This window comes from Pseudomonas umsongensis, assembly GCF_002236105.1.
GTDB lineage: Bacteria > Pseudomonadota > Gammaproteobacteria > Pseudomonadales > Pseudomonadaceae > Aquipseudomonas > Aquipseudomonas umsongensis.
The window spans coordinates 304,001-326,598 of sequence record NZ_NIWU01000001.1; the positions used below are offsets into that span (position 1 = coordinate 304,001).

Consider the following 22,598-nt stretch of genomic DNA (forward strand, 5'->3'; position numbering starts at 1 on the left):
TTAGAGAGCGCATATGGCCATCAGTCAATTTACCTACAGCAACATCCCCCCCGAGGCTGAAGCGCTTCGTGCAGAAGTGCGGGCGTTCATCCATGACACGCTGGCCGATTACCCGCCGACCTTGAGTGCTCAATCCTGGATGGGCTTCAGCGCCGAGTTCAGCAAGAAGCTTGGGTCCCGGGGCTGGGTCGGCATGGCCTTGCCCAAGGCTTATGGTGGCGCCGAGGCGGGGCCCTTTGCCCGATATGTGATTATCGAAGAGTTGCTGGCTGCCGGTGCACCGGTATCGGCCCACTGGATCGCCGACCGCCAAAGCGGTCCGCTGATCAATCGCTTCGGTACCGAGCAACAAAAACAGTATTACCTGCCAGCCATTTGCCGGGGTGAAAGCTACTTCTGCATTGGCATGAGCGAGCCCAACTCAGGCTCCGACCTGGCTTCGATCAAGAGTACCGCCGTCCGTGAGGGCGATAGCTGGCTGGTCAATGGCCAGAAGGTCTGGACCACCAACGCCCATCATTCGCAGTACATGATTGCCCTGGTGCGTACCGGTGAAAAACAGGAGGCCCGTCACGAGGGCATGTCGCAATTCATTGTCGACCTGAGCCTGCCCGGCATCACCATCCGACCCATTCGAGACCTGGCCGGTGGCGAGCATTTCAACGAAGTGTTTTTCGACAATGTGCGGTTGCCGGCTGATGCCTTGATCGGTACTGAAGGCAAAGGCTGGGATCAAGTGACCGCCGAACTGGCCTTCGAGCGTAGCGGCCCTGAACGGTTCCTCAGCTGCATGGCGCTGCTGAAAACCCTGATCGATGCGCTGGGCAAGACCCCCAACGCGTTACAGGCGCGAGAAATCGGGCGTCTTTCGGCCAAGCTGCTGACCCTGCGCAACATGTCATTGTCGGTTACGGCACAGCTGGCAGCGGGTGAGCACCCAGCCTGGGCGGCTTCCTGCGTGAAAGACCTCGGCAATGCCTTTGAACAGGAAATCCCCGAGGTTGCCCAGCTGCTGCTGGAAACCGAGCCACGGCAAGACGGCGGCAGCGAACATGCCCGGGTACTCGCCTACCTGACTCAGATGGCGCCCTCGTTCTCACTGCGCGGGGGCACTCGTGAAATTCTGCGCGGCATCATTGCCCGCGGCCTGGGGTTGCGATAATGCGCGAGATATTTGAAACGACGATTGAACGCCTGTTCGCCGATTTGGCGACGCCCGCTTATGTGATGAGGTGTGAAGGCGGGGAATGGCCGGCGGATTTATGGGCCGCGCTGGATGAGTCGGGCTTCTCTTTGGCGGGTGTCAGCGAAGCGCTGGGCGGAGCCGAAGCCAGTTGGTCTGATATGTATGTGCTGGTGCGTGCCGCCGGACGCTTTTCCGTTCCGGCCCCAATAGGTGAGGCCTTGCTGGCCAACTGGCTGCTGAGCAAGTCAGGCCTGGAGGGGAGGGCTGGTGCGCTGAGCATGGCTGCCAATGCCAATCTGGTGCTCGATGGCGAGCGCGTTAATGGCACCGCCTATTCGGTACCTTGGGGGCGTAATGTCGAAGAGGTTGTCGCGATTGCCAACAGCTCAACGGGGGTTCCGCATGTGGTTTTGCTATCGCGTAGCGCTGCCAGTGAACTCACGCTCAGTCTGAATGTGGCTGGCGAACCGCGTGATGACCTGGGTTTCAACAGCGCCCAGGTACTGGCGCAAGCGCCGCTGCCCAACGGGTTCGACGCCAATGTCCTGGAATTGGGCGGCGCGATGCTGCGCGCGGCGCAGACTGCCGGGGCATTGCATGCGCTATTGGACATGACTGCCAACTATGCCGGGGAACGCAAACAATTCGGCAAGGCCATCGGCTCGTTCCAGGCCATTCAACAGCAACTGGCGGTATTCGCGGAACAAGCCGCCGCCGCCGGGATTGCCGCCGAGGCTGCCTTCGTGGAATCGCGTTGTGGACTCGCCACGTTGACCATTGCGGCCGCAAAAATCAGCACGGCAGAAGCGGCCAGTGTTGGCGCCGGCTTTGCCCATTCGGTGCATGGTGCCATTGGCTTTACCGAGGAATATCCCCTGCATTTGCTCACCCGGCGGTTGTGGGCGTGGCGCAGCGAATTCGGATCGGCCAGCCTTTGGAGCCAACGCCTGGGCGTCCGGGTCTGCCAGGGTGGAAGCGAAGGGTACTGGCCGTTACTGACAGGTCATGGCCAACATTCATTAACCCGACTTGTGAGTGATCCGGTATGAGCCCGTTTCTTCAGATAGAGCGCGATGGCGGTGTCGTCACTGTGCGCATGAACCATCCCGAAACCCGCAACGCGTTGACGACGCCCGAGCAAATTCAGGAGTTTGTCGACCTCTGTGCCCAATTACGTCGCGACCCAACGGTGCGGGTCATGGTGCTCACCGGTAATGGCAGCGCCTTTTGTGCCGGTGGCAACGTCAAGGACATGCATGAGCGTGGCGGCATCTTCGCTGGCTCGCCTTATGAGCTGCGCAACACCTACCGTGATGGCATTCAACGTATTCCCCTGGCGATCTACGAGTTGGATATCCCGGTGATCGCCGCGGTCAACGGCCCAGCGATTGGTGCGGGCCTGGATCTGGCGTGCATGTGCGACATCCGGCTGGCGGCACCCAAGGCGATCTTCGCCGAGAGTTTTGTGCGCCTGGGCATTGTTCCGGGTGACGGCGGCGCCTGGCTGTTGCCGCGCATCATCGGCATCCCGAAAGCCAGCCTGATGGCGTTTACCGGTGACGCTATCGATGCTGCAAAAGCGCTGGAATGGGGCCTGGTAGAGCAGGTCTGCACCCATGAAACCCTGCAGTCGGAAGCGCAAGCCTTGGCGCGGCGGATCGCCAGCAACCCGGGCCATGCGTTGCGGCTGTGCAAGCGCCTGCTGCGCGAAGGCCAACATATGCGTCTCGACTCGCTACTGGAGTTGTCTGCCGCATACCAGGCACTCGCCCATCACACCGAAGACCATCAGGAAGCGGTGGCCGCTTTTGTCGATAAGCGCGAGCCGCAATACCGGGACCGCTGATTACTCATTGCCAACAACAAGAATCGATCTGGAGTAAGCAAGATGCGTGGCGTATTTCGAGAAGACCACAATATGTTCCGTGATCAGGCCCGCCGTTTCGTCGATCGCGAAATCGTGCCCTACCTGCATGAGTGGGAAAAGAACGGCATCGTGCCCAAGGAAGTCTGGCTCAAGGCCGGCGAGAACGGCTTGCTGTGCTCCACGGTGCCCGAAGAATACGGCGGCCCGGGAGGCGACTTCGGTCATTCTGCGGTGATGATCGAAGAACTGGCGCGAGCCAATGCCACCGCGGTGGGTTTTACCACTCACTCGGAAATCGTCACCCCTTACATCGTTGCCTATGGCAGCGAAGAGCAGAAGCAGCAATGGCTGCCGCGCATGGTCAGCGGTGAGTTGATTGGCGTGATCGCCATGAGCGAACCAGGCATCGGCAGCGACCTGCGATCCATGCGCACTTCGGCGCGCCGCGACGGTGATGACTACATCGTCAACGGCCAGAAGACCTTCATCACCAACGGCGGCAATGCCGGCCTGGTGGTGACCGCCACCAAGATTGATCCTGCTGCCAAAGAGCTGACCTTGATCTGCGTCGAAGAAAGTCGTGCGGGTTTTGCCAAGGGTCGTCTGCTGGAAAAGATCGGTCTGAAAGGGCAGGACACTGCCGAGCTGTTTTTCGATGAGGTAAGGGTGCCGGTTGGCAATCGATTGGGGGAGGAGGGGATGGGGTTCAAATACCTGACTCACCAATTGGCCTGGGAACGCTTGATCATTGCTATCCGTGCCGCCCAATCGATCGACACGCTGCTGGAAGAAACCATCGGCTACACCCGTGAACGCAAAGTCTTTGGCAAACCGGTTCTCGACTTCCAGAACACCCGCTTCAAGCTTGCCGAAGCCAAGGCCCAAGCCACTATGTTGCGGGTGTTCGTCGACGACTGCCTGGCCAAGGTGATGCGCGGCGAGTTGACGCCCGAAATCGCAGCGATGGCCAAGCTGCTGGGATCGGAAATGCAGGGCAAGCTGCTCGACGAGTTCCTGCAATTGCATGGCGGCTACGGCTTCATGAGCGAATACAAGATCAGCCGCGCCTGGGTCGACGCGCGAGTGGCCCGTATCTATGGCGGCACCTCGGAGATCATGAAAGAAATCATCGGCCGTACCCTTTGAAGCCAACCTGCATGAGGCAGACAAATGAGTAACTCTCTTTATGATATTTCGCTGAAGCAGATCGATGGCAGTGCCAGCCGCCTTGGCGATTATCGGGGCAAAGTCCTGCTGGTGGTCAACGTGGCTTCTAAATGTGGCCTGACCCCGCAATACGAAGGTCTGGAAAAGCTCTACCAGAGCAAGCATTCACAAGGGCTGGAAGTGCTGGGTTTCCCTGCCAACGATTTCAGGGAACAGGAGCCCTATAGCGACGCGGAAATCGCTGAGTTCTGCTCAGTGAACTATGGCGTTCACTTTCCCCTGTTCTCGAAAATCTCGGTTGTTGGCACCGAGCAGCATCCTCTCTACGCCGAACTGACAGCCGCGCAACCCGAGTCCACAGGCGAAGGTCCAATGCGCGAGCGTCTGCTGGGTTACGGGATCGAGTCCGCCAACACGACGGACGTGCTCTGGAACTTCGAGAAGTTTCTGATCGATCGCCAGGGTGCGGTCGTCGCTCGTTTCGCTCCGGACGTTGCAGCGGATGATCCGCGGTTGATTGAGGCAATCGAGGCGCAACTGGCTAAAGAGGCGTAACGCGGTGCAGACAGTCGATACGGTTGGCGCGCTGCGTGCGCTCGTGGCCCGCGCCCGGGGTGAGAACAAGAAAGTCGCACTGGTGCCGACCATGGGCAATTTGCATGACGGTCATATAGCCCTGATTCATTGCGCAAAGCAACGAGCGGACTTCGTCGTCGCCAGCATCTTCGTCAATCCACTCCAGTTCGGGGCCAATGAAGACCTGGCCAACTATCCCCGCACGCCCGACGCTGATCGCGAAAGACTGGTCAATGCCGGGTGTGATGTGCTGTTTGCCCCCGCTGTCGAACAGATCTATCCGGATGGAATGCTCAATCAGGCCATCGTCAGTGTGCCGAACGTTTCTGAAGGTCTTTGCGGTGCGGCACGCCCTGGTCACTTTGACGGCATGGCCACTGTCGTCGCCAAGCTGCTAAACATTGCCCAGCCAGACGTGGCGGTTTTCGGGGAAAAGGATTATCAGCAGCTGGCAATCGTGCGCTCGATGGTCAGGGATCTCAACATGGTGACTGACGTTGTCGGTGCACCGACGATCCGAGCCTCGGACGGCTTGGCATTATCCTCGCGCAACGACTATCTGACCGAGCATGAGCGCTCGGTAGCCCCCGTCCTCTACGCTTGTTTGAAGCAAATGGCGGCGAGTATCCAGCTCGAGAGGCGGGTGGCTGAGCGCCAGTTGATTGAATGTCATCAACGTATCAGTGACGCCGGTTTTCAGCTGGAATACTTTGAAATCAGGAATGCCCAGGATCTGACACCACTGAAAAGCACCGATACTCACTTTGTGATTCTGGTGGCGGCGCGCATTGGCAAAACACGGCTCATTGACAATCTGACAGTGGACCTTCGGGCATCGGAAACTTCACCAGAGGCACAACCATGAGTCATTATCGAGCGATCGCTGCGTTGTGCCTGTGTTTTTTCTCCCTCGTCGGCTTTGCTCAGCAAGCAGCGGTCGACGCTTACAGTGCTGACACCCAACGCGCAAATGCCTTGTTGGTAAAAGCTGTTGACGAGTACAAAGCCAAGGGTGACTCGGCGTTGGCCGAGTTCAGTCGGCAGGGGGCCTTTATCGATGGTGAACTGTACATCTACGTGGTCGATACCTCCGGTGTGATGCTCGCCAGCGGCGGGCCTTCCGCTTCGCTGGTCGGCAAGCCGGTGTTAAGTGTCCTGGATGTCGATCTCAAGGAGGCATTCGAGCATGCCATTGCACAGCCTGACGATGGCATTGTGCGTAGCGCCGAATACCGCTGGTGGAACTGGCAACACGCCAAGGTCGAGCGCAAACGCGTGTTCTATCAGCGCGTCAAGGATCGGTTGATCGTCGTGGGTTACTACATGCCACGGTCCTCCCCCGAACAGGCCCAACAGCTGCTTGGGCAGATTTCGCGACAAGTTGCCAACGACGCGAAAACCACCTTCGGGCTCATTAACCAGCACGATAAACAGTTCACCGAGGATGATCTGTATGCCTTTGTGGTGGATCTCAAGACCAAGCGGTTTGTCGCTCACGGTTTTTCGTCCCGGCTGATCGGCACCGACTTCAAGTCATTGCGCTCAGTCGATGGCAAGCCGATTGGCGAGGACATCCTCAAACAGATGAGCGGCCTTGAAACAGGTGAGATCGCTTATCTGTGGCGTAACCCGATTACCGGGCAAAACGAATACAAGAGAACTTTTCTGCAGCGGGTAAACGGGTTCGTCGTCGCCGTGGGTTGCTATGCAGTCAAGTGATCAAGACAGGTACGACTGGTACCCACTCTCAGGAGCGTGCGCATGACTGATTTGGTATTGCTGCATGGCGGCAACCACGGCTCCTGGTGTTGGGGGCCCTTTATTGAAGTATTAAACCAGCAGCCCGGATGCTTCGAGCGAGTGATTACCCTAGATATGCCAGGGTGCGGCACCAAGCGCGGGCGGGATGTTGTGTCCCTGCGGCTCGATGATGTGGTCGAGGAGCTTAATGAGGACCTGCGTGCACTCGGCGTGAACCAGGCCGTCCTGCTTGGGCATTCCATCGCGGGAGCCCTGCTGCCGATGATGGTACTGGCCGCTCCCCAACTGTATTCGCAGTTGGTGTACCTGGCTTGCGCATTGCCCAGTGAAGGCCAATCAATTCTGCAGCTGCTTGGCACCAGGCTGCATGGCGAAAGTCCGGACCATGTTGGCTGGCCGCTGGATCCTGCGCAAACCACCCCTCAGGCGCTGGCCGTGGCGATGTTCGGGCAAGATTTGAGTGAGCAAACCCTGGGTTGGTTGTTAAGTGAAGCGAGCCAGGACACGACGCCACTCTGTGTGGCGACAGACGCCATCAGCCGCGTGGGATATCCGGGCATCATTGCGGCGAGTTACATCATCACCCTGCGCGACAACATCCTGCCCGTCGACTGGCAGCGGCGGTTTGCGCAACGTGCCGACGCAGAGGTGGTTGTCGAGATCGATACAGCGCATGAGCTGTTCGTATCACACCCGCAGTTGCTTGCGGATGTCGTATGGGGCCTGGAGCGGCATGGGTGATGGGCGACATCGGTGTTTTAAGCCGTAGTAATGGCAAGGCTATCGGCAGCCACTGGTTGATCCTGTCCATTATCTGCTTCAACTTCATCTCGTACGTCTGCAGTGGCTTGCCACTTGCGGTGTTGCCGGGCTATGTCCTCAATGACCTGGGCCTGACCTCGATTTTTGCCGGCGTGGTGATCAGCTCGCAGTACCTGGCGACGCTCCTGGCTCGCCCGTTGGCCGGTGGCGTGGCTGATCGCCTGGGCGCCAAATACGCGGTGGTGTGTGGGCTCAGCGGCTTGATGTTGAGCGGCATCCTGACCGCACTTGCGCTCATCTTGCACACCCAACCCTGGTTGACCCTGACGCTCATACTGCTGGGCAGGCTGGTGTTGGGGGCGTCCACGGCCATGATCTCCACGCCTTGTTGCACCTGGGCCATTGGATTATGTGGTGCGCCTCGGGCAGCACAGGTCATGTCGTGGAACGGAATAGCGGCTTATGGTGGTACGGCAGTCGGAGCGCCGCTGGGCGTGCTGCTGCGTAATTCGTTAGGTATTGCCAGTGTCGGACTGTGCACCGTATTGCTTGGCCTGATGTTCCTGCTTTTGGCGCTGGGCAAGCGCCCGGCGCCCTTGATTTCAGGCGCCCGATTGGCATTTTATCGAGTTCTTTTCGCGGTCATGCCCAATGGCCTGGTCCTTGTGTGCAGTTCAGTAGGGTTTGGCGGCCTGACGGCATTCGTCGCACTGTACTTCGACAGCAACGGGTGGGACAACGCCGCCTACTGTTTGAGTGGGTTCGGTGCTGGTTTTATCGTTGCCCGCTTGTCGTCGCCCGGAATACTGCAGCGATACAGGGGCTACAAGGTGGTGGGCGGCTGCCTGCTTGTACAGACCTTGGGAATGCTGCTGATATGGCTGGCGCCATCTCCCGCACTGGCAATTGCTGGCGGTGCGCTGACCGGGATAGGGGTGTCATGGGTCTATCCGGGATTAGGGGTGGAAACACTGTCCAGCACTCCGGCGGCCAACCGTAATTCGGCGCTCAGTGCACTTTCTTTATTCTTTGATATCGCAGTGGGGCTGGCCGGCCCGGTGATGGGCCTGGTTGCTTCTGGCCTAGGCTATGCGGCGATATTTCTCTGTGCTGCGTTGATGTCGATGGGTGGGTTTGTTGCGGTGCTCTATTTGTGTAGGAATAAAAGGTAGGAGCGATAAGAGGTGCTGTTGCTACGGATGTCCGCCCCATGGCACAGCGGCTATACCCGACAGCGGCTATCAAAAAACGGTTACCAACGTGACCACTTGCAAGACCAACTAGTAATCGCTTGCCGCTGGAGGGTTGTTACGGCGGCATTCCGTTCCCGATTCCGAAAATCGACACGAGGTCATCTGGAGTGGTCCAGCTTTCGCGATGGACGTTGACTGGGCGGTGAGGGGCTCACGAGGGGCGAACTGTATCCCATACGATGCTCATGAATTGCCCTTTATTATTGTTGAAGTGGAGTGCTTTTAATGCCAACTTCGTGCGAAATTGGTTGTCGCTTTACGGTGATCGACACCTCAGTGACTTGCCTGCTTTCTTGTCGGTGAAGCTAGGGCCAAACATTCAGAACTAGCAGTCCGTCAGCATCGGGTTGCCTTGCGCAGACGGAATGATAGTCGTGAAATGGCCTTTCTCCGATCCTGATGACTGTGCCCGATTCGTTCGTGGAATGACGCAAAGATCCGCATCGACTCCATTCACCTCGATGTCGAGCGCATGAACATGAGCACTGACACTGCGGTGGCACGGATCGTGGCGGTCTTCGGTGTGGCGAAGCCGCCGTCTGTTCCCAGTCGGTTTAGCTGGAGGAAGAATCTCTCAATTCTGCGTTGCACCGACGTGCCCAGCGATCAAAATGCGTACCCTTCAGCAACCTGTATTAGTAATTGCTCAACCTGGTGAGTGCCTTGTTTGGTTGAGAGCATTGCTATTGGACTTTTCCCGGAAAAATGATCCTTAGGCTTCGAGAGCCACGAACTGGCTTTCTCTCTTCTACCAAAAAGTACTTCTGCCATAGCGGCGATGTAGGCATGTCGAAATAAGCGCTCACTCTCATCCACCGTGAGTCTCTGCCCGAGCGTCAACCTAGAGCTGAGTGTCTTGTAAGGGATGATCTGGTCGCGTTGTTGCGGGGGGATTTTGCCCTGCTCGCAAAAAATGTTGATCCGATCGGCTGAAAAGCCGGCATTGATCATCTCATGGATGTCCGAGTCTGAAGCGTCGATGGGGACATTGAGAAAATCTGACAACCGGTCCCGGAAGTCACGATAAGAATTCTCGTTCAGCACTTCGGCAAGCATGGCGCACCTTCATGGTTGGATCTTTGCCACTTAGTATCTGGCACATCCGTATCGCATGAAAGCGCGCAAATTTTAACGGCCGCTGCCGCATGGTTCATTTAGAACTGGAGGAGGCAGGGAAGCGCCCAATCACTAGAGCGTTCGGTCGGGGAAAAAACGATAGGGATAGCTAAATTCATGTCGACGCATGCTTGTTGGCTCAGTCGCTTGCCGCCAAATCAGAAGCCAATTCGTGGAGAGACAGCGCCTCAGGCAAGAGAAATTGCGGCTCGCATTCCAATACGGTGGCTATGCGATATAGCTTTTCCACGGTGATGTTGACTTCACCGCGTTCAATACGCCCCATATAGCTACGATCGACACTGCAGGAAAGCGCCAAGGCATCTTGTGAAAATCCTTTGGCCTTCCGTTGTGTCCGTATTCTTTCGCCCAATGCCTTTGCAAGCTGATGCATAACCGCCTCGGTTCCCACTGAGGCGGCACTATCGTGCGTTTGCGGATGAATCAACCACGGATTATAATCCGCATTTTGATCGTTCCGCGAATTTCCCTTCCAGGTGCCTGCATGAAACCCGATTCATTTATCCTCGACAGGCGGCTTTACGACCTGTTTCAGCAGGAGCATCTACGCCAATTTACGACCCAGGAGCTGCGTGACGCGTACGCTACTCACCTGACGGGTATGACTTTTAACAGCAGCGACTTGCGTCGATATGTCTATGAGCAGATCCGACGCATGCTGCGTAGTGGATGGGTCATTCAGGATGAAAAACGACAAAAGCGAGGTCAGATCTATCACTGGCACGGAATTCCGGCGAACTTGCAGGTAGAGCTCGTCGATAATGGGTACGAGAGCAGTGCTAAGCCGACAAATAAACCGTTACATCAGCCCTTACAAAGCATGGACCCAGAGCAGTCAGGCCCAGATGTGATCGAGCACTTGGAGTCCATACTCAAAGAAATTCGCCTCGACTTCCTTTCTTCGATGGGAGAGGCGGAGCGGTATAAGCAGCTGCTCGAGGAAATGCCGCATCTGAAAGACCAAGTCGAAGGCGAGTATTTGGAGGCTCGAGACCGAAGCTCTCGTCTTCTAGGGCATCTCCGGGCGGTCGAAAAGACGCTCAAGACAGTCACGTCCGCACGATGAAAGCATTGCCGAGAAAATGGCAGAGTCAATGCATTGAGATCGCGTTGGAACACTACACCTCAACGCCGCACTTCTTCTGTCAAGCCACCCCGGGGGCGGGGAAGACTCGGATGGCCGCAGAGCTTGCTCGGCGTTTGTTGGAGCAGGGCAAGATCGATCTCGTGCTGTGTTTTGCTCCCTCGTGCCAAGTCGTCGAAGGCTTTCGCACTACGTTCTCTACAGTATTGGGGAGGCGTTTGGATGGACTGATCGGTGCCATTGGAACCGCAAGTACCTATCAAGCCATGGAGCACCAGGATGAGGCTTTCTGGAGGCTTTTCGATGACTATCGCGTGTTTGCAATATTCGACGAAATCCATCACTGCTCAGGACACGATCCGCTTTTAAGCAATGCCTGGGGACAACAAATTCTTTTGAAGATGCAGGACCGTGCCGCTTTTACCTTGGCTCTATCGGGTACACCCTGGCGCTCCGATGACAGAGGCATTGCTCTGGCTCGTTACTCCAACCCGGAAGGCCGATTGATTTGCGACTATCGCTACGGCCTTAAAGACGCCATTTCCGACGGGGTTTGTCGGTCACCTCGCATTGTTCTGTTAGATAACCAGATGCTGAGGCTCAAAGAAGATTCTGCAAACGAGAGTACGATCAAGCTTTTTCCCAGCATCGCTAAGCTGCTGCGTGAGTCTCCGGTCTCATACGAGGATCTGATTTGTCATAAGGACGCGCTTCTCCAGTTGCTTGACCTGGGGAGCAAGAAACTTGATGAAGTGCGGATGCTTAAACCGAATGCCGCGGGCTTGGTAGTTGCCACGAATATCAAGCATGCTCAACAAGTCGCCATGGCGCTGAAGGACAAGGGCGAAAGCTTCCAAGTCGTGACAACCAGAACCCCGGATGCGCAACAGGTAATCAATGGGTTCAAAAATAGCGACTGCCGTTGGATTGTTGCAGTGGGAATGATCAGTGAGGGGACCGATATTCCTCGGCTTCAAGTTTGCTGCTACCTCAGTCGAATCCGTACTGAACTGCATTATCGTCAGGTGCTGGGAAGAATCCTTCGACGTATGGGCGAGATTGATGATCAAGCTTGGTTATTCGTCCTGGCGGAGCCGACACTGAAGCGATTCTCTCAGCGTATCGCAGATGATTTGCCGGAAGATCTGGCTGTTGTGTGCGCTTTAGGTGCGCCTGCACCCCAGGCTTGTGCAATCGAAGGTGAGTTGGATTGTTCCGTGAACACTCTCAGTGGAGACCCAGGCAGCTCTACGCCTACTGCTACAGCGCAGAAATTTCTATCGGAGGTCGATTTGTCCCCTACATCGACTTATCAAATAAGCTTTTCGAAGAATTATCGCCAGCAACTGTTGGCCGTTTTCTGATGTGTATTTTGTCCATTAAGAGACCATATCAGTGCTGGTTCAGCGTGGCCTGGGGGTCCACCTATGTTGGAACTTGTGATCTATCTCTCCGCTGAGCTCGGTCGGCTGCCACCCTTCTTTAGCACTGATAGAGGAGGGAGGTCGTTGATCGTGATCGGCGCGACAGCGAACCATTTTGCTCATCAAGAGCGTGGGGGGGTAATGAAAGGTAAACGCAAAGCGAAAACATCGAAATGGGCCATGAAGTTTCAATTTAAAACGGAGGCTCAGCGGTCAATCTCCGCGAGGTCCGAAAAAGCGTCAAATCGTTTTCTTGATGCCGCGCTGCATTTGGGTTCAGCGCACGAGCCGCTAGGCAGGCTCGCTGGGGCGTCATTCGAGCACCACACAAAAAGCCCAGAACTGCCAGAGCTGCTTACCTCCGTCATCAACATAGTTTGCAAGGCAGGCCAACCCTCGTAACAGAATGGCAACGAGAAGACGGGCCAAGGGGGCAGGGGGACAAGGCAGTCGTTGATGTCGAAATTGAACAGCTTCTACGTCAGCGGTTGCTTGACCTGTTTTTCTGCGACTATTGGGGGGAGGAGACCGGCCATACCCTGACACCTGACAGGAGATTCATGGTGTTGGGTAGTTGACCCCAATGATGGCACAAACGATTTTCTGAGAGGGCTGAAAGGCTCAGCTATATCAGTCGGCCTTCTATACAAACACACACCAATCTTAGGTGTGGTCTACGCACCCGTAACGCTCGAAGGGTTTCCAGATTGCATCGCTTGGGCTGAAGGATTGTCCAATTTGCTACGCAATGGGAAATCCGTAGCCCCCAAGCTTCCGGGCATGATTTGGTCGAGCGATTGTCGCGTGATGCTCAGTTCAGCTGCCGTAAATAAGGCAGAAATAAATCACCAGCTTTGCGCTCCAAGCAGTTTTGTCTGCATGCCCTCGATTGCCTACAGGCTTGCAAAAGTAGCCGCTGGCGATGGCGTGTGCGGTGTTTCTGTATGCCAGGTATCTGCGCATGATGTTGTCGCGGGTCATGCGTTGCTTAAGGGGGCGGGCGGCGTTCTGCTCAATGAAAATGGCGAATCAATACGGTACGTAACGCAGGACAATATGCAAATAGTATCACGACGCTGTTTTGGTGGATTGGAAGCTGTGTGCCGAACATTGGCTGCTCGAGATTGGGATCGAATTTTCACCGATAAATAATTTTTTCCTGGAAAATTAGTCTGTCGCAGTAGCCAACAAACAATCCGCGTTATCCAAATCTCCATATCATTATCTGGCTGACATGGCGGCTTCCTTTACAAATTGAAGGGATAAGAATCTCGGAGCGAGCGCGATGCACGCTCCGGTTCAAGTGATTGGCTACAGGTGTTCGAGCAGCTCGATTTCGCGGGTGATGAGTGCAGTGACGTCAATCATCCCTTCGCGGGGGAACACTTCAGTATTGATTGACCACGCGTCACGACGGCCCGGTGTGAAGCGTAGTGCACCAATATCTTGAAGTAGGGCTGCAAGCGCGCTGGCGTCAGGCGGCTTACCCTTCTTGTCGGTCGCCTCGTAGTAGGCTTTGCCGATACCAAACGCGCTTTCGCCGGCACGGATCTTCGTTGCGCTGTTGGCTAATGGGAATGTCGTGCTGTCCGATACTTCCCAAAGAATATTCAACATCTTGTTGATGACCTCGATCGGGTAGCGGCGGCCTTCATGGAGCCGTATTGCGCCGTCGTCAATCTGGTAGTGGAACTTATTGCCTCTTGCAGCGGTGTAGCACTCGGTCCAAGCGTCACCAGGCATCGGGGGTGTGGTCAATTTAGCCTGAGCATTGCTCCCGTCACGAGGCAGGTCATAACCGATCATGAACAATGCAGCCTCCAGTTGGCGGAGCGCCAGTACGGCAGAGGAGGCAGCAAAGCCGCTGGCAGGTGCCCGGGCCAATGTCGCTGACAGAATCCAGCAGGACTTGAGATTCCACTCTGCATGGTGAGCACCGGTGATCAAACGCGGAAAGCTGAAACCATCCCGACTAGGGTTGCGGTTCTTGGGCGACTTGGCATGAGGGCCCTCTTTCGAAGGCGTCAAAGGAAATTCGATACAGGGCTTTTGAGCGTAGTTGTGTTTTTACACACTCTGGGCCCGTTTCTGTCGCTGCTCACAGGCAGTTGTGGGTCGAAAGATCTTCGTTTCCCCCAAGAAGGAGAAGTTCACGCTCCAGTTGGCTCGCATGAAAGTCTTGCCGCTGCAGCTGCCGGCCTAGGCACAATCCCGGACGATTCGATGTGTATGCTCAGCCGGTTACTTTACTAAGCGTCTATCGACATGCACCGGGCGTGCTGAGATGATCGGTGGGTGAGAGGATTGTCGGTGCACTGAGCCCGGCGAATAGAGGTCTTCAGCCCGGGAAAGGACATGACTGAAGTTACACTTGAGCATTTTCTGCGCGCGGCAGCTGATATCGGAGCGCACGGTGACAACGACACGCTCCCTTTCGATGTCGACACGAATTTCGTTTCAGCTAGGCAAAATGAGCTAGCAGAGGTCGCTTTCGCTTTTTCGGAGGAGCTGCGTAAAGACAGTGAATCCAATAGCAAAAAAAAAATTGCAGCATTAACCGTATTTAGCGAGCGCCTTTTGGTCGCAACAGGTGCATCAGGATTCAGGGTGACTACAAAGCTCCACCCGTTTTGGAGCATTTATTTCAACGGATTGGGTGTAGCTATCGCCGATCAGTTAGAGCCAAGACGTGATCAGCGAACCTTCTCATACAGGTTCCAGACGGAGGGCGGATCTGAGCTATTCGATCGAGGCTCATCCTGGAGAGTGTTCAGAGAGGCTACGGCGAAAGAGGCTGCACGCGCTCCCAAAGGGACAGTAGTCATCCAAACGGACATTTCGAGCTTTTACGAACACATCTCGCATCATTACTTAGAAAACCTAATCGATGACCTGTTCTCAGATGGCAGGGTAGGTAACCAAATCACCGCATTGTTAACAAAATTTTCAGCTGGACGTTCTTTCGGACTACCTGTTGGAGGACAGTGCTCGCGGATTCTGGCAGAGCTGTTTTTGAACTCTGTCGACCATCAAATGACACATGATGGCTTACGGTGGTACCGATATGTCGACGATTACGTGCTCATTGCAGATTCGAATTCCGACGCTTACGCAGGGTTAGCATTTCTATCACACGCTCTCGCAGACTATGGGATCACGCTAAATAAATCGAAAACTATCATGATGACGGCTAAGCATTATGAGGAATACGTTACTACTCAACTTGGTGGTGACGATACCAATGCAGGAATTTTGAGACATGTCGACCTACATTATGATCCTTACTCTGATAACCCAGAAGGGGATTATGAGTCACTGAAAATGACTGTCGAAAATCTAGACGTCCAGAAATTGCTCGGCAGCGAATTGCAAAAGTCGCTTCCGGATAATTTCTTGATTACCCAGATAGGTAGGACACTGACATTCCACAGCCCAATCGTTGCCCTGCAACTCGCGTCTACACTGCTGGAACCGAATAACCTGCATGCCTTTCGCGCTTCGTGGTCAACCATCATGCGAGGTGTGGCTAACCTCAGAGCGGGGGCGGGATATGAAGAAATCCACTCCGATCTAGACGCGGTGATAGATAGAGTGGCTTTCCATTCTGAGCATTTACTGCAAGCTGAAGCCAGCTTGTTACACTACCTTCGGGTGCTGAAGTTCTCGCAAACGCCGCTCAGAGCTGCTTTTGTCCAAAGAACCTATAAATCTAACTCGTCCCACACAGTCAAAAGGGCATGCATAGACTGCTGGCGTCTATGGAAAGACAGGTCCGGTTTCAGCTCTGTCTCAAGCCGATGGAGCGAAATCAACGCGGAATGTCAGCGATTGACATGGCTCGCGGCCGAGTCCTTTGGAGACCAAGGGGATGGTCTACGCCGTCAGATGGGCCCAAGCCTAGAGCAATCATGGAGGCTAGGAATAGAGCGTCAGGATCGCCCGACCTTCGCCGGTCTCTATCGGAGTTGGTGTGATGACAAATAGAGCTGGGCGTGATCCGAGAACGATAGCTCGAAATATTCCCGGCATACTGAATGCTATTTTCCCAGGACTAACGCCTGGCATCGTTTCGCTTTATAACAAATCGGCTGTCGGTTGTGCGGTGGTCATCGTGCCAGTAGAAGCGATTCAAGCAAGTAAACTGCAAAAATCTCTGCTATTCGAGCTAGCCTTTGCCGTAGGTGAGCAGCTCGTCCTTGGTAACAATCCGACGTGGGGAGAATGCGTTGCCACCGCTACAGATAGGCAAAGCAGGTTCTTCGATGCAATCAGCCCATCGGAAATCTCTGAGAATGATCAACGTATCGCCCTGCGCGTAGCGGACAACCTTGTGACTATGGTCAAGCAGGTAGCTACTGATTGTAGCGCGGCTTATGGTGCGGCACCGGTGATACCCGGCTTTCGTTGGATCGCCTCAGGAACCGGCGATTTTTTTGCCGGGTCAAAGCTAATCGAGGTGAAATGCACAGCCGGTAACTTCTCCGCTGCCGATTATAGGCAAGTGGCAATGTACTGGTTGTTGAGCTATGCGGCGGCTGTAGAGACTGGCAATGATGAGTGGAGGTCTTGCGTCTTGATGAATCCGAGAACAGGCAAGCTCGTAAACATCGACTTTGATGAGTTCATTCACCTCACCGGCGGCGGCAAAAGCAAGGTAGAGACTCTCCAGGCTTTTGCTGCGACTCTTACTGAAATCCAAAAATTCTAGTTCTTCTGGCCCTTCATTGACCTACGCGACAAACACAACCCATCCCGATGGTTATATTCCCGCAAGAGCGGGGAGCTGTTTACAATCCAGCTGGCAGTCGGCTCTACTTGCGTCTCGTCGCTCGACATACTCGGCGGACTATCAGCTGGACTAGCTGTAAGCGACTTAACTATCTGGAAGAAGCTGGCCTATTGATGCACTCCAGTTCTTCATACCAGCGAATGGTGATCAATGCAGGGTATGGGAAACAGCCAAAATACTCACGAAAATCGCGAATGGACCAGCCAGACCGCGCTTCCACCTTGATCGAAAGATCGTCAGGGATGGTAGAGGTGGCTAAAAGCGAACTTCTGCGTCTAGCCGTTCTCTGCCGGCCATGCCTCCACGAATATTGGGGCAAGTCCGTGCAGTTACCTAACTGTGATCTGAAAATGGGCGAGAGCAAAACTCTCATACTCTGAGGACGATTCAAAGCATCTGGTCAAGTCCCATGCAAACAGCTGGTCAAGTAGGGTGCAATTTCGCAGCAAGCACTCCGGCTCTGCGTAGATGCCGAGTGCTTGCGGTCTTGCGGATTAGCAAGCCTGTTGTCGAAGCTACTTTACAGGCTGGGGAAACTCTAGAACCGTAGTCCCTTGAGGCAAAGCGCCGAGTTCCTGAACAGCGTCACCGATCTCTTTATACTCTTTCCAAAATCGCTCGAGTGCACCCATCCCGCCGACCAATTGAACAGCACGAATCAATCCTGCGTGCGCAGCTACAAGTTGTTTAATTTGCAATTCCAAAGCTGCCACCTCCACCGTTCGCTTTGCCGCAACACTAGCCTGCACGACAGTTGGCGTTATGCCTGTAGCAATAACGCGGACCTGAAGCTGTTTCTGACGCGCTTCAGTGATGAAGCTCATTCGAGTACTGTTTCGCGTAAATGCCGAAGCGTTCTTCAACTCAGAGTGACGTCGAGCGACTTCTCGAACGGTAATATCGATGTTTTCGGAAAGCAGCTGCTCTAGAATTGCCTTCAATTCAACATTGGTGGGGTCTTGTAATCTTCTCATGCGAAAACGTCCTTTTTGTTGGGGGATGCGTAGTCAACCCCTTCCGCGAATACATTTTGCTGTGGTTGAGCATCTAAAGCAGCTTGAACTCCCTCAATAAGCCTCACCGCATGCGTAATTTGATTGATTCGACCCATGGTTCGCGATGGTTTCGCTTCCGCTGCATGCTGCATAATTACAAGACTCTCCCGAAGGTCCAATAAGGTTTCGCGATGCTCAGGTAAACCACTTGCGGCAAAGTGTTTGCATCTGTCAAAACACTTCAAGTGTCTCGTACAAGGATTAATAGAGAAGCTATTGGTACAGAACCCATAGGGCGTTACATGAAATCCATCAGAGTTTGCTGCAAGATATGCAAACGCGGCTGCGTCGCCATGTTCTGCTTGGATGCGTTTGAATGATTGTCCTAAATGACTGATGGCCGCGATGCCACTTACCACCATCTTAGCCACAAGCTCCTGAGTGCTTCCTGGCGGAACATGAGGGCGGGAGGTCGAAGGAAGTTGAACAAACTTCAGTTTTTCCGAAAGACTCCGGTGGTCATACTCGTAGCTCTGCGCAACGGAAACCCGGCCGAATTGGTGTGTGATTGCAGTATCAGGAACGTTAAGACGAAAGAGTTCAGTATTCATAAGATGACGTAGAGAATGCGGCTTTATCGATAAATTCTTCTCCTGTGGAGTACCGCCGTATTTCTTAAAAAATGAGAGCGAACCGTTTCCTATTGTGCTGCCAAGAGCTGTATAAATACGAGGTGGGAGAGGTGTGCTAATTGCTGAATCCGGCGTGAGCGGTTCGATCAATGGGAACCTCAAAACTGATCCTGTGGTTAGGAATAGACATTGCCAAGTTCCTACGACGCGTCCTGAAGAAGTTTTAAATGTTCGAAGATCTGAGTTGGGATAGTTATTTTGCGTATGTGACTGCCTTTCCAAAATCTCCCGAAGGGAGGTCGTTGCGTTCAACGTTTCGGTGACGGTGGTTTCGATTAGGCCTTCAAATCTCGAAGGTACGTTATAAAACTTCTCAATCAAAATGTCAGGAGCTCCATCTCTTTGCTTCTCAGCGTAGTAACGCAGCTGAAGCGAGCGACCTATACCACCGATGTCACTCACATTTTTTCCAGTCACTACATCTATGTGATTGTGCCAGACTAGACAATCATCGGGGAGAGTTAAGATCTCAGTAATGCGCAGGCCAGTCAGGATAAGGAGTCTAAATACAGAAAAGATAATGCCATCATTAAACGTTGTCGGCACCTCTTGGAAGACGATTCGCGTCAACTCGAACAAAGCATGTTTGTCCGGAAGTTTGTGTCCGGTGGTTCGGGTATTGAGACCGGGTAAGAGTTCAGTTTTCGGTTTTGATTCCACTGATGGTTTGACTGGGCAATGCTCAGACAATAAGTTTTCATCAATAATTTTCGCCACCACGCTAAAGTCCCGTTTTGCTTTGTCACTCCAAGACTTAAGCGAAAGTAGAGCCTCGAAATGCTCACGCGAGACTTTATAAGGAGGTATTGTGGTGCAAGAAAACAATCGCTTAGCAGCTTTCGCAATGACTTGGGCATTATCTGCTGTCCGTCCACTCAGACAGCGGGTAGCTATGATCGCCTTGATAAAGTCTTGGACGGAGTCTGACAAAACCGCGCCCACGGGCAAGCGCGCCAATGGCCATTGTGCGTTGATCGCGAGCTCACGCACTTGGTCATCTATTCCGAATCCCACTGTTCCAGGTGCAAACCTGTCGTGGCTACCGTTTAACACTCTCAAGTCCCAATCACTACCTTCAATCGGCTTGCCTTTATCATCCATAGGTATACCCCACTGCAGCCCTTTTGCCTCGACTGCTTGGCGTATGTTGTCGACAAATAGTTGAAATTGCTGGGGACGGAGTTCGCCAGGGGCGGAAAGTTGAAACACAGTCATTATTGCTTCCTCAGATGCAATTCTTCGATTGCATCCAACGCTTGCTGAGCGCCCGAGAGTGCGCGGGTGAGTTGGAGGTAGGCCGGATTTTCTGGCCGGACACCGCGCGCCAAATATACTCGAACTTGCTGGCGCATTCCTTCTACGGCATCTCTATGGGCATCCCTATCCAATGAAGGCATGAACTTCGAGCAGCCGTAGCACGAGGTTACTGGGTTGTAATTACAGTGGCTTTGGCCAGACCTACAGAGTCCGATACCTCCCACTAAACTCTCGCCAACAATCCCGCCAATTTGTTGGTCTTCATCAGAATTAAGCATCTCTTCAAGAGTCACGAATTTTCTGTAAGCAATGCCGTGTATTTTATTGTAGAGTTTGGAAGCTCCCAGGGCTGAGTTAATGAGCTGCGTTTGCTGCAAGCTGGCACGAACATAAACTGCGGCGCTTGCTATACCTGTATGCCCTAAGAACTGTTGGATGCTTTCGCGTGTGTGTCCGGCATCTGCTAACGCCTGAGCGGCTGTATGTCGAAGGTGCGGCGCGGTACATGTAAGTTCCACATTAAATAATTTGCACAGGGTTTTCGCGCGGTACCACAGCAACGAAGAAGTAGATGTGTCGAAGAGTCGTGATCTCCCTGAATTTACCGCGATTGTATGGAGTCGAGCGATTATGGGAACCCATTCTGGTTTGATCTGACGGACTATTTCAAATGTCTCACCGTTTTTTTGTTTGGCCGCATGGAAAGATGCGACGCAGGCAGTCTCGTTCGATGCGTCTTTAAAAAATCTAACGTGTTGCACGTTGAGGCATAAAACTTGAATTGGCCGGACACCATGCTGATATATAAGTAACAGTGCGGCAGCCCCTTCGAGCTGTATTGTCGAAAGATCTGTAATGCACGCGGCAGCATCCAGTGCTTTGATAATGCCTGCGTGTAGATGTACGTTGATAAGGTGCTGCCGAGTCTCAATGTTACCCGTGTGTCTGGCGACTTCAGAGTTCGCTCGAGTATCCAGGCTATTAACTACCGGTGTCGCCCGACCACTCCAGTGGCCTACATTTGCTGTGCACGCTAGCTTGAGGACATTTTTGTATGTACCGGCAAGTGGGATTGTGTCAACATACTCGTCCCATGTTGCTTTTATATTTTCAGGTCGGGTGTGAAGGAGCGCTACGACAATATCCCACTTCTGTACTAGCAGACGTCCCGTCCGATGGAGTGTACCTGGGCTAGACCGGCCACTGATTAGTAAGGCTAGTCTTCTCTGGAGCGAACCAGTGCTACCGCTAGCGAAAACGATTGATTCTACGTTGCCCTTGTAACTAAACCGCCAAGTGTCTTCTTCTGAGTGAATTATATAGTTAGTGTCGGTGTACTTGTCATATATGGGAAGCGTTGTTGGTGCAACTGGCCATGCCCAATCAAGTACTGAACCATATCCGTCACCCCCAGAATGAGCCGTAGTAGGATTCTTTGTTTGGTCAGGTATCGAATTCATGGCGTGAGCCCCCGCAGAATGCTCGTCCTGGTATCAAAGAGTTGGCCCCATATACGTAGCAAGTCTTCTTGAATCGCTGCACGTGCATAGTGCTCAGGCATAGACGATTGCGCGGACCATCCGAAGAAAGCGCGTAAGCGCTGGAATGTGAGATCTCTGTTTGGCTCATGAGCCATGAACATGGAGTATCTGGCGGTGGCACAGGTATGCCTGAGATCATGTGGCGATATTCTTCCTTTACCACCGCTGCGCTCGGTAAATCGAGAAAGCAATTCTGAAGAAATAGCGCTTGAGAGTTTGGTGAAAACCTTGGTTATTGCCTCAGCAGAAAGAGGCGCACCATTCATGGCTGTAAGTAGAAGACCATGCTCCTTCCCGTTGTGTCGGTATTCCGATACGTACTGCTCAAAGAGAAAAGCAAGGTCTGCCGATATTGGCACCTGCCGATGCGAATGCTCTGTCTTCATGCTTGGCGAGCTAGAGCGTGGGTCATGCTCTGTAGTCGTTGTTACGTCAAGCCAATAGACGACTTCGCATGTTTCTAAATCTACGTCGGATTTGAGCGAGCCACACTCCAGCAACATCAACTCGCCTCGACGCAATCCAGCGAGAAGTAAAAGGTTAACGATTAGCCAGTTTCTTGTCTGAACGAGTTCATCATGAAATGGATTGCGATCGGATCCCGGGTTTGCAACATCCAGTAAATCAATCAGTGTACCTACAGGAATCGCGCGAATGAAACGGAAACGACCTCGGTGGGGTTTTCGAATCCTCCCCATAGCCCCTAAGGTCGAGGACAATGAACGCCATGCCTGACTCGATGGCGCTCGTTGTCGTGAGAGGTGCCGAACAAATTCGCGTACTGCATCCCAGCGCTGCACAGCAGTTGTTGTGTAGTCCGGAGTTGAAGTGAGTTCCAAGTAAAACGCTTCGACAAGTTTCTGGGTAGATACAGCATCACGATGGCTGACTGCGAAATCGAAGGAATCGAGCCCAAATCGGTCATCACAGAAAGAGTAGAAGGCGTCAATGTGTCGAAGCTTTGTCTTGCGCGTATTCACGGCGAGAGCATGTCCTTGAGTAGACAATGACCAAGCTGTCGCCCAGTACCGAGGCAGCATGCGATGAGGGTCTACGATGACAAAGTTCGGTAATGCGTCTGTGTGAATAATCATGAAATGCAACGCT

At 53.8% G+C, this 22,598-nt stretch carries 20 protein-coding genes and 1 pseudogene; 14 read left to right on the plus strand and 7 right to left on the minus strand.

The features are described from left to right. Positions 1-13 precede the first annotated feature (13 nt). Genes PSUM_RS01420 through PSUM_RS01460 form a run of 9 tightly spaced genes read left to right on the plus strand, consistent with a single transcriptional unit; the run spans position 14 to position 8,491 of the window. Positions 14-1,162 carry an acyl-CoA dehydrogenase family protein gene (locus PSUM_RS01420; RefSeq protein WP_020798196.1) on the plus strand — a complete coding sequence of 383 codons (1,149 nt, stop codon included), beginning with the start codon at positions 14-16 and terminating at the stop codon, positions 1,160-1,162. Then, entirely contained in the window at positions 1,162-2,235 is a 1,074-nt protein-coding gene (locus PSUM_RS01425; RefSeq protein ID WP_020798195.1) for an acyl-CoA dehydrogenase family protein, read from the plus strand. Before PSUM_RS01420 ends, PSUM_RS01425 begins: the two co-directional genes overlap by 1 nt. Next, positions 2,232-3,032 carry a crotonase/enoyl-CoA hydratase family protein gene (locus tag PSUM_RS01430; protein ID WP_020798194.1) on the plus strand — a complete coding sequence of 267 codons (801 nt, stop codon included), beginning with the start codon at positions 2,232-2,234 and terminating at the stop codon, positions 3,030-3,032. The genes PSUM_RS01425 and PSUM_RS01430 overlap by 4 nt, the downstream gene beginning before the upstream one ends. A 42-nt stretch (positions 3,033-3,074) precedes the next feature. Continuing rightward, positions 3,075-4,199 (plus strand): acyl-CoA dehydrogenase family protein, encoded by a 1,125-nt coding sequence (locus tag PSUM_RS01435; protein WP_033040994.1) that lies wholly within the window; start codon positions 3,075-3,077, stop codon positions 4,197-4,199. A gap of 24 nt (positions 4,200-4,223) precedes the next feature. Next, the gene (locus tag PSUM_RS01440) at positions 4,224-4,775 is read left to right on the plus strand and encodes a glutathione peroxidase (RefSeq protein WP_020798192.1); all 552 of its coding nucleotides are present in this window, start codon (positions 4,224-4,226) and stop codon (positions 4,773-4,775) included. A gap of 4 nt (positions 4,776-4,779) precedes the next feature. Then, positions 4,780-5,661: a pantoate--beta-alanine ligase gene (gene panC, locus PSUM_RS01445; protein WP_020798191.1), complete on the plus strand. Its 882-nt coding sequence runs from the start codon at positions 4,780-4,782 to the stop codon at positions 5,659-5,661. After that, positions 5,658-6,515: a cache domain-containing protein gene (locus PSUM_RS01450; RefSeq protein WP_083348835.1), complete on the plus strand. Its 858-nt coding sequence runs from the start codon at positions 5,658-5,660 to the stop codon at positions 6,513-6,515. Before panC ends, PSUM_RS01450 begins: the two co-directional genes overlap by 4 nt. A 42-nt stretch (positions 6,516-6,557) precedes the next feature. Further along, on the plus strand, positions 6,558-7,298 hold the full coding sequence (locus PSUM_RS01455) for an alpha/beta fold hydrolase (protein WP_083348836.1): 741 nt from the start codon (positions 6,558-6,560) through the stop codon (positions 7,296-7,298). Beyond that, positions 7,298-8,491 (plus strand): MFS transporter, encoded by a 1,194-nt coding sequence (locus tag PSUM_RS01460; RefSeq protein WP_033041000.1) that lies wholly within the window; start codon positions 7,298-7,300, stop codon positions 8,489-8,491. Before PSUM_RS01455 ends, PSUM_RS01460 begins: the two co-directional genes overlap by 1 nt. 687 nt (positions 8,492-9,178) lie before the next feature. Here PSUM_RS01460 and PSUM_RS01465 read toward each other — a convergent pair. Continuing rightward, positions 9,179-9,628 (minus strand): antitoxin Xre/MbcA/ParS toxin-binding domain-containing protein, encoded by a 450-nt coding sequence (locus PSUM_RS01465; RefSeq protein ID WP_020798187.1) that lies wholly within the window; start codon positions 9,626-9,628, stop codon positions 9,179-9,181. A 199-nt stretch (positions 9,629-9,827) separates the two neighbouring features. After that, positions 9,828-10,082 (minus strand): helix-turn-helix domain-containing protein, encoded by a 255-nt coding sequence (locus PSUM_RS01470; protein ID WP_020798186.1) that lies wholly within the window; start codon positions 10,080-10,082, stop codon positions 9,828-9,830. 111 nt (positions 10,083-10,193) lie between these two features. Here PSUM_RS01470 and PSUM_RS01475 point away from each other — a divergent pair, with 111 nt between their 5' ends. From PSUM_RS01475 to PSUM_RS01485, 3 genes and pseudogenes are all read left to right on the plus strand, one after another. Continuing rightward, the gene (locus PSUM_RS01475) at positions 10,194-10,775 is read left to right on the plus strand and encodes a hypothetical protein (protein ID WP_020798185.1); all 582 of its coding nucleotides are present in this window, start codon (positions 10,194-10,196) and stop codon (positions 10,773-10,775) included. Continuing rightward, positions 10,772-12,157, plus strand: coding sequence for a DEAD/DEAH box helicase (locus PSUM_RS01480; protein WP_020798184.1), 1,386 nt, complete (start codon positions 10,772-10,774; stop codon positions 12,155-12,157). The genes PSUM_RS01475 and PSUM_RS01480 overlap by 4 nt, the downstream gene beginning before the upstream one ends. 201 nt (positions 12,158-12,358) lie before the next feature. Beyond that, positions 12,359-13,369 (plus strand): annotated as a pseudogene (locus PSUM_RS01485) (inositol monophosphatase family protein). A 159-nt stretch (positions 13,370-13,528) separates the two neighbouring features. Here PSUM_RS01485 and PSUM_RS01490 read toward each other — a convergent pair. Further along, on the minus strand, positions 13,529-14,245 hold the full coding sequence (locus tag PSUM_RS01490) for a hypothetical protein (protein ID WP_141195464.1): 717 nt from the start codon (positions 14,243-14,245) through the stop codon (positions 13,529-13,531). Positions 14,246-14,572: 327 nt separating this feature from the next. On the opposite strand from PSUM_RS01490, the gene PSUM_RS01495 reads away from it, so the two are divergent. Both PSUM_RS01495 and PSUM_RS01500 read left to right on the plus strand, forming a co-directional pair. Then, on the plus strand, positions 14,573-16,201 hold the full coding sequence (locus PSUM_RS01495; protein WP_020798181.1) for an RNA-directed DNA polymerase: 1,629 nt from the start codon (positions 14,573-14,575) through the stop codon (positions 16,199-16,201). Beyond that, positions 16,191-16,925 carry a hypothetical protein gene (locus tag PSUM_RS01500; RefSeq protein ID WP_042955442.1) on the plus strand — a complete coding sequence of 245 codons (735 nt, stop codon included), beginning with the start codon at positions 16,191-16,193 and terminating at the stop codon, positions 16,923-16,925. The genes PSUM_RS01495 and PSUM_RS01500 overlap by 11 nt, the downstream gene beginning before the upstream one ends. Before the next feature lie 596 nt (positions 16,926-17,521). On the opposite strand, the gene PSUM_RS01505 is transcribed toward PSUM_RS01500, so the two are convergent. From PSUM_RS01505 to PSUM_RS01520, 4 genes are read right to left on the minus strand one after another with little or no spacing between them, the layout of a single operon-like run. Next, positions 17,522-17,980: a hypothetical protein gene (locus PSUM_RS01505; RefSeq protein ID WP_042955441.1), complete on the minus strand. Its 459-nt coding sequence runs from the start codon at positions 17,978-17,980 to the stop codon at positions 17,522-17,524. Further along, positions 17,977-19,908, minus strand: coding sequence for a hypothetical protein (locus PSUM_RS30840; RefSeq protein WP_020798179.1), 1,932 nt, complete (start codon positions 19,906-19,908; stop codon positions 17,977-17,979). Before PSUM_RS30840 ends, PSUM_RS01505 begins: the two co-directional genes overlap by 4 nt. After that, positions 19,908-21,410: a site-specific integrase gene (locus PSUM_RS01515; RefSeq protein ID WP_083348837.1), complete on the minus strand. Its 1,503-nt coding sequence runs from the start codon at positions 21,408-21,410 to the stop codon at positions 19,908-19,910. The genes PSUM_RS30840 and PSUM_RS01515 overlap by 1 nt, the downstream gene beginning before the upstream one ends. Then, positions 21,407-22,471, minus strand: a complete 1,065-nt coding sequence (locus PSUM_RS01520; RefSeq protein ID WP_197677868.1) for a site-specific integrase — start codon at positions 22,469-22,471, stop codon at positions 21,407-21,409. The genes PSUM_RS01515 and PSUM_RS01520 overlap by 4 nt, the downstream gene beginning before the upstream one ends. Positions 22,472-22,598: the final 127 nt, after the last annotated feature.